Source organism: Lactiplantibacillus garii, from assembly GCF_003885105.1.
GTDB lineage: Bacteria > Bacillota > Bacilli > Lactobacillales > Lactobacillaceae > Lactiplantibacillus > Lactiplantibacillus garii.
Genome location: NZ_QWZQ01000068.1, coordinates 1 through 8091 on the forward strand (window position 1 = coordinate 1; position 8091 = coordinate 8091).

Genomic DNA, 8091 nt, shown 5'->3' on the forward strand with positions numbered 1-8091 from the left:
AAAAAATAAGAGATCAGACAAGACAAGAAATGCTTGCTGAACTCCGAAAGGGGTTTGGAAACAATATCTAAAACAATTAGGGAACTTGCTGATGAATTGAACGTCCTCTAAACAGACTATTCAATATCACTACCAAAGACCGACAGATCGATCAGCAACAACTTGAATTAACAACTGTAGGAGAAAATAAAGAATTAAGAAAAATTGCACAACTTTTGACTATAAATGTGGGGGGTAACAAATCACCAAATTAAAGGCCCAATTGAATTAAAAAGCTTTAACCATGCGGGTTTAAGTACCATTTTAATCTATTTATAGCCCCCGTATTACAGTACAGGGCGTCAATTTTACATCACCCATTGTTAAAAACATTATTTTTCTTATGTCCCCCAACGGAGGACATACTTCCCGCCCAACCAGGATAAAAAGGATTCCCGTGTTCTTCGAGATACTAAAAGAGGCGTAGCTGGTCCGTTCGCTATCGCTCACTACCCAGCTACGCCTCTTTTAGTATCTCTCGCTTTTTAATTCTCCTGGTGCGGAAGTCGTCCCTCTACACTCACGACCAGAAACAAAGGTAACATCATTTGATGAACTCATACTCAAATAAATTCGGCATAATATACTTATGATAATAATCTTTAATTAACCCCCGCATCGTATTCAAATCACCATTCAATTGAGGATAATCGTAAACCGTCGTTATCTTTCCACGTGAATTAGTTTCTTTATGATTAGTATTAAGCTCATCATTAATTTGATAAACGCCATAATTCAAACGCTTATCATAACACTTTGTTGTCTTAGCTTCTTTCAAAATTCGTTGCCAAAGCTTATACATCTTAGCTTCATCATCATTCAAATTAGTTAGAAAGGCTTTCAATTGTTGATTTGCTAATGTTTCTGATTGTGATTTATCTAGTGGATTATCAACTTGCCCCTCATTATCATCTAAACACAAATCATTATAATACCAGCGTCCATCAGAGCCCTCTAATGACCTAACTTTATTGTAGTTTTCTAAACATGTATAAAACAGAACTTGGTTAAGCCAATGCTCTAATTTACCTGCTTTAACATTCTTATCAAACTTAGCTTTACCATCACCAGAACGATAATAAACACCAATTTCCCACCAATTTGGTCGATATGCCTTCCACCAATTAGCAGCAAATATCGGCAATTTAACCAAATAATTTGAAATACGTAGATGGAATCCATGAGCATTATGTTCAGTGTTACGTGTTAAATGAGCATTGGAACTATCATTTTCAAATGTAGACCCACCAGCTTTCAAATATCCTACAATATCCTCATTGTATTTTGCGTTTGAGGATAACGTTTTATCACGAGCTTCAGTACCATCAAAAGCAGACCAAATTGCTTTTGGATTTAAAGGATAAGGCTTCTCTTTTTTCTGAATAATATCGTTTGGTTCATCAACTTCTTCATAATAAGCACTTGAAAAGCTACTATGAATTCGTTGAGCAGTAACAGTTTGATTTAATGACTCAATAGTTCCTGTATCATAATTAGGTGCTTCAGCATCTTTAATATTATATGGTGTGAGCGTTAAAGTTTCACCTCCATTTTCAGTAATCTTTGCTAGTTCATTAAGCCACAATACACAACCATTAACCATTTGTCGAACTGCATGAAAATATTTACGATTAAATGCAAAAGCCTTATCTGCTTTAAACTTGAACCAATCTTCACCTAATTTCCAATATTTCAAAGGCGAAAAAATAACAGCCGAATCAGTAGGTTGACGTAAATAATAATGAAAAGCAGACCAAATAAACACATTTGACATATCATTAGAACGTGCACCAGTCAATTCCTGTTTAGCTTGAACAGTGACATAATTAGTTTTCCACTTTGAAGAACTCTTTCCACTATTCCGTTTCTGATGTTCAATAGAATTTGTTTCAGCAAATGGTGGATTTTCATAAATAATAATCGTACACTTCGGGTCATCTACATATCGCTGAATAATTGGATTTTCAACAAATTCTCGACTTAATGCATCAGAACCTTCAACCGTTCCATCAGTGAAATTAGCAACAGGTGGAATAATGTTTCGAACTTGGTCGCCAAGACGCTGCTTTAATACCTTATACTCAAAAAACTCATACGTATTAACAATTACATGACTCAAAACATCTTTATCAATAATATCGTCAGGCACATTATCATTAAGAGTTGACTCTAAATTACCAGTTCCAGCACACCGATCCAAAATAATATAATCATCATTACCAGACTGCTGAAACCGTCGAATAGCATCATAAACTAGTTCATTAGACTTAATCGCATACGGCATTGGAGTATAAAAAGCACCCAAATCAGCACGCTCAACATAGTCATTGAGTTTGTCCATAATGTACTGAAACGCTGCATTATCCTTACCTGTGTAAGGTAAAATACGACCTTTTAGCTTCCTTGGTTGGCGAATCTCACCAATAATTGTTGAATCACCTAAAAAATCAACTTTTCGAGCACCCTTATTTTCATTATAGTATGTAGTCGCCCAGCCAATAATATCATCAGAGTCAATATGAACAGCAACCCACTGTTGATTGCCATCTTGGTCACGCTTATATGCACTCTTCATCAACTTAAGCATTGAATCTTCATCAACTGAACTGTCTCCATAATGCCAAATTGATTTAGCATTACCAGCCACAAATTGACCAGTCACATCTTTACTAGCTGCACGAGTATAAACTTTCTCAATATCAGCCAAATAGTCACTAGCTTTATAGTAGTAAGCCGTTCCATCGTCATATGAAATCAACAAAATATTACTAGGCACCGATTGACCATTAAGACGAAAATGAGAAAGATATTTAATTGCCTGAAACAAGACAGCATTTAAGTCTTTAATTGACGGTTTAAATTCTAAAAGTAAATCACCAAGCAAACCATCAGTTGAATGAACCTGTAAATTAACCGGGGTTAAATCCCTACTAACTAATGGTAAATACTGCTTATAAAAATACTCTTGTTCAGCTAATTCATAATCATATTTTGTTAATTCTGCCATATTATCTTCTCCTTAGTGAAACATCTTCCACAACCACCCGTGAGCATTCTCAGGGGCCATTTGCGGGTCATTTTGTACTTTATCAGGGAATTTATCATTTTGTCCCTTCTGTGCCTGCAAAGTAAGCGTATGGGCCTGTGAGAGCAACATAGAAATCTGTTTGACCTGATCGATTTGAGCTTCAATCTCCTTATCTTTAACTACTAGCTGGTCATTAAGCGTATTTATTTGTGATTTCAAATCAGCTATATGATCTTGTTGCTGCTGAATAATATCATCTTTCGTTGAAGTCTTAGAATTAGCATTTGACTTAGGCTTATTCTTGTAATGAGCTTTAACTTGTGCTAAAGCCTTACTGTCATAATACTTTCGTCCGTATTCGCCAGTCTTAACTGATGCTAATTTTAATCTCTTAGCCAAATTTGTCATCGATGGTTCTGAAACATTGCAAATCATTGCCATTTCTTTATTTGTGTAGAATTTAGAATTAGAATTAGCCATTAAGTAGCCTCCCCTTCACGCTAATTCTAGTATACAACTAATTCAACCAAGTTTTGCTGTTGTCTGGTAGTCGCTTCCCTGTAACAGTTTGATAAACATCTTTAATCCCGTCAGATAATTCCTTAACTACATAAAAAGAGTCAACGAGAACCAAGTCTCCTTTAATTTTTAATAGTTACAAACATTAACCGAATTATTGGCACAATAATCTCATCAATAATTATTACAGAATATTGAACAAGTTATTTTTTAATTTTTGCATCAGACCCATTATCTTAAGCTTGTTAAAAATTGCGATTATCATATTTTTAGTGTTAAATCAGGGTCTATAATTCACAAATCGCCCCTCAAAAACATTGAAAGAATAACCCCAATATCTATAATGTGGATATTGGGGGTTATTTATCATAATATTTGATTTATAACGCATATTAAGTCACTAGTTTTTCCGGGAATTAGATTTACCGCTCATTTCAAGATTACCACTTTCATAATGGGCCCAACATGAATAGATTTCGACTATTTTAGTTACTTTATCAATGGTATAAACGACACGATGCTGTCCATTTATTCTTCGAGAATAGTAACCAGCCGCAGGTGGTGTTAATTTTTCAAATGACTGTATTGGTTTATATGGATCAGATTCCAATACATTTTTTATTTCTTCAAATGACTGACGTAATGGGCTTCTTAAAACTTTTTTTAAATCACCTTTAGCTGATGATTTTATTTTTACTTTCCAACGATTACTCATGATCAATTTCTTTGATCATTTCGTCTAAATCAACCGATTCATCATCTTTACGGCTCAAGGTAGCTTGAATTTGACCATTCATCATTAAGTTCATGGTTTCCTGTAATGCGTCATAGTCTTTTTTTCCAATCAAAACGGCACTACGGCTGTCATTAGATCCTGCAATAATAACCGGTTGGGAGTCCCGATTAGCGTTTTTGATAAGTGAAAATAGATTGGTTCGTGCTGTAGTTGGATTAATAATTTTTTCCATATGATTCCCCTCCTCAACTTATCTAATATTATAGGCGTACATGATAATGTACGTCAATTACAAACTATTATACCGTCAAAGGAGACTATGACTTATGCAACAAATTGTCTTACCAATCAAAGATTCAAATGTGCTCAAAGAAGTTCAAGATACGTTACTCCATAATTTCAAAGCTGGTCGGCGTAACTATACCGTCTTTCAAGTTGGTAAAGCGACTCTGCTGCGTGTGAGCGACGTCATGAAGCTTCGTTGGGCAGATGTCTTTAACGAGAACGGCACCGTGCGTCAGAATGCGTTTATCCACGACCAAAAGACCGGTAAAGCAAACCTGCTCTACTTAAAACCCGTGCAGGCTAATTTATTGGCTTATCAAGCTTGGTTACAAGACAATCATTTGGTTTCTGACTGTTTGTTTCCCTCGATTCAGCACCCTGATCGACATATCACGGAAAAACAGTTCTACAAAATTATGGCTAAGACGGGCGATTTACTCGGCATTAATTATCTTGGTACTCATACCATGCGTAAAACCGGCGCTTATCGGGTCTACACGCAGTCTAATTATAATATTGGTTTGGTCATGCACTTATTAAATCATTCCAGCGAGGCCATGACTTTAGCTTATTTAGGCTTGGATCAAGCCAGTCAAGAAACCATGCTCGATCAAATTGATTTTGGTTGATATTAAGCGAGCTATTGCAGCAGTTATTCTCTATAATACATTGATAGATAAGCTGAGAAAACAGGAGGCTAAGTATGCGACTTTGGCATGAGCAACTCATTAATAAACTTCCTCGCCAGCAACTACTAGGGCAGCATCGAGAACTTGCTGCTCTAAGAGGCAATGGCTGGGGTAAAAAACATGCAACTGTTAATTATGTATTCAAGCACTCGCCATATAAACTCTATCAATTTCACTTACTGGTACTGCATGAAATGCAGCACCGTGGATATCACCCCAATAAAAACTGGTTTAATCCGCTTTACCGCGGTATTTATTGTGATCCATACATAATTTTGAAAGAATGCCCGATCACTAACCCAATTTATCCAGAGCATAATGACGCATATTTGAAAGAATGTTTAGCTAATTTAGCCATCAAAGGGATTATTTTATAAAGCAAAAAAGGAGTCTCATACTCGAGGCTCCTTTTTATATTTAGTTAATAATTCATATTCAAATTAAGGTATAGCCTCTAGTTCATATTTTTTATTACAATTCGTTAACAAAGCAAATGATTTCTTTAGTTTTGAATTTATGAGTTTGATTTTGTTGTCGCCAACGGCGGCTTCTAATACAGGTTATAATCATTTTAGTGTAACATAGAATAAATTCTATGTGTAAGTGCGCATTAAACTCATTTCATTTCGTTTAATGACGCTAAAAAATAGCTAACTTGATCATTAAAATAAAAGGTTTTTTAGTTCAATGCGTACTTACACGTCAACTAACTTTGACGTGTTTCGATACCCCAAAAACTGTATTAGATTTCGCTACGCTCAAACAAATCTTTTTAATTGCTTTACACCGTTTTTCTTTCTAAACTTACTCACCATCTTTGAATAACTAACTATAAAAAGATGCCTTTAATTTAAACCTGAAATAATTAGCTAATGTTAGGAGTAACTCAGATGGACGAAAAGAAAGTATTAAAGCCCATTGATGAAATGCTTGTTGATCCTTGGCAAGTTGATATTCAAGAATTGTTTGAAGCTTTTGTTCATGAACCTGATGAGATCAAACAGAATTTGTATAATTCCTTGTACACTTACATTTTGCAAAAAAGACAAGAAGATATTATTAATCGACCAGGATTTGTAATTTAGCCCTCTAAAAGCTCGCTGAGGGCTTTTTATTTTGCTTTGGCATAATTATATGTAAATAAGCTTAAAACTGCTGAGAATTAAAAATAAAGGCCTTAAAAAGGGGTATAGCAGTTAAATTCTTATTATGTTTTAGATAAACTAAGTGTTTGCTGTCAATGGTAGCGTGAGAGCATAAGGAATTGACAGCTCTTAACCAGTCTTAACACTGAATTGGCGAAAGCCAAAGTTTCTATAAAACTTTGCTTTCCTGCCTAACGGCGAGTGAAAAAACGTCCAAGCTGGTTCAGCTTGGACGGGGTGCGGGGCGTCAGCGCCCGTATAAATGTGGCTTGCCAAACCTTTTTAGGCAACGAATTTAGGCAACGAACGGAGTGAGGCGCAAAGAGCGTAGCGAATGGAGTTTAATGTGAGCCGGTTTTTGGCTCACTCCTTTGTGTTTTTGATTTTAGGTTTTGATCTCGTACAGTGGTGCCTCTTATATACCTCTTTTATAAACCTTTTTTAAACCTCTTTTAGACCCCTTTTGAGCCTTACTCTCCCAAGGGGTACAGAAGTTTATCAAGTACCTTTTGTCTGTTTATCAAGTACCTTTTGTCTGTTTATCAAGTACCTTTTGTCTGTTTATCAAGTACCTTTTGTCTGTTCATCAAGTACCTTTATAAATTCTGTACTTGATAAAAAAGTACTTTTATTTTAATATGTTTTTGAGGTGATAATCATGTCTAATGAGTTAGTTAAGTATGACCCTGAGTTGAATACTATCCCTTTGAGAAAGTTTACCCCGATTGAGATGAACTTATTCTTTTCAATTGTTTCCCGCATGCGGGATCAAGGTAATAAAACTGTTCGTTTTTCTTTTGAGCAATTAAAAGAGCTCAGTAACTATAAACCAACCGCAAATAAACGTTTTATTGATGATATTGAAAATACATACCAAAAGATCCTCAGCCTTAAGTTTGGTCGAAGAAGTAAGAGTGGCTTAAATCGCGAATTTTTTGTCATGTTTACCGAGTTTGAAATTAAGGGTGAGGCTGAAGAACCTTATGTTGATATCCAAATTTATCCCAAAGCGTTGCACTTGTTAAACGATTTGGAAAGTTGGGTTCGTTATGCCTTAACAGAATTTAGAAATTTAAAAAGCAGTTACGCAAAAACAATGTTTCGTCTAATTAAGCAATTTCGAACTACTGGCTATTCTTATTTCTCTAAAGAAGATTTTTTTGAATTGCTTGATATACCTAAAAGTTATTGGAATAGTCCTTCAAATGTTGATAAAAAAGTTATTAAGCCAATTAGAGAGGAATTAACCCCGCTTTTTAGAGGTCTAACGATTAGAAAAAAATATGGTAAAGGCCGGGGGAAACCAGTTATCGGTTATTCTTTTACTTGGAAACCTGAAAGAAAAGACGCAAATGATTTTTCTCAAGGAAAATTCCAAGATGAGCGTCAAAAACTCTTTAACATTCAGCATAATGGTGAATTAACAGAGCAGGAAAAATGGCGCGCCACTGACAAGGTTAAGGGGTTAACTTTAGGCTCTACTGAGAAACAAGCATTGGCTGATAAACAGGCCGAGCACGATAAAAAAATAAGAGATCAGACAAGACAAGAAATGCTTGCTGAACTCCGAAAGGGGTTTGGAAACAATATCTAAAACAATTAGGGAACTTGCTGATGAATTGAACGTCCTCTAAACAGACTATTCAATAT

Annotated in this window: 8 protein-coding genes; 4 read left to right on the forward strand and 4 right to left on the reverse strand. The window is 35.4% G+C overall.

Features of this window, described 5'->3' with window-relative positions; genetic code table 11:
• Positions 1 to 583: 583 nt before the first annotated feature.
• The 4 genes from D1831_RS13350 to D1831_RS13365 all read right to left on the reverse strand — a co-directional run bounded on the left by D1831_RS13350 (position 584) and on the right by D1831_RS13365 (position 4554).
• Positions 584 to 3046 (reverse strand): hypothetical protein, encoded by a 2463-nt coding sequence (locus D1831_RS13350; protein ID WP_125073352.1) that lies wholly within the window; start codon positions 3044 to 3046, stop codon positions 584 to 586.
• Positions 3047 to 3058: 12 nt separating this feature from the next.
• On the reverse strand, positions 3059 to 3547 hold the full coding sequence (locus D1831_RS13355; protein ID WP_225422899.1) for a hypothetical protein: 489 nt from the start codon (positions 3545 to 3547) through the stop codon (positions 3059 to 3061).
• A gap of 439 nt (positions 3548 to 3986) precedes the next feature.
• Positions 3987 to 4301, reverse strand: coding sequence for a Txe/YoeB family addiction module toxin (locus D1831_RS13360; protein ID WP_007127120.1), 315 nt, complete (start codon positions 4299 to 4301; stop codon positions 3987 to 3989).
• Entirely contained in the window at positions 4294 to 4554 is a 261-nt protein-coding gene (locus tag D1831_RS13365) for a type II toxin-antitoxin system Phd/YefM family antitoxin (RefSeq protein ID WP_010579598.1), read from the reverse strand. Before D1831_RS13365 ends, D1831_RS13360 begins: the two co-directional genes overlap by 8 nt.
• A gap of 94 nt (positions 4555 to 4648) precedes the next feature.
• Between D1831_RS13365 and D1831_RS13370 the strand changes: the two genes are divergently transcribed.
• The 4 genes from D1831_RS13370 to D1831_RS13385 all read left to right on the forward strand — a co-directional run bounded on the left by D1831_RS13370 (position 4649) and on the right by D1831_RS13385 (position 8035).
• Positions 4649 to 5236: a site-specific integrase gene (locus D1831_RS13370; protein ID WP_125073353.1), complete on the forward strand. Its 588-nt coding sequence runs from the start codon at positions 4649 to 4651 to the stop codon at positions 5234 to 5236.
• Positions 5237 to 5310: 74 nt separating this feature from the next.
• The gene (locus D1831_RS13375; RefSeq protein ID WP_125073354.1) at positions 5311 to 5673 is read left to right on the forward strand and encodes a TIGR02328 family protein; all 363 of its coding nucleotides are present in this window, start codon (positions 5311 to 5313) and stop codon (positions 5671 to 5673) included.
• A 495-nt stretch (positions 5674 to 6168) separates the two neighbouring features.
• Positions 6169 to 6381: a hypothetical protein gene (locus tag D1831_RS13380; RefSeq protein WP_054737475.1), complete on the forward strand. Its 213-nt coding sequence runs from the start codon at positions 6169 to 6171 to the stop codon at positions 6379 to 6381.
• A 718-nt stretch (positions 6382 to 7099) separates the two neighbouring features.
• Positions 7100 to 8035, forward strand: coding sequence for a replication initiation protein (locus D1831_RS13385; protein WP_125073355.1), 936 nt, complete (start codon positions 7100 to 7102; stop codon positions 8033 to 8035).
• Positions 8036 to 8091 lie beyond the last annotated feature (56 nt).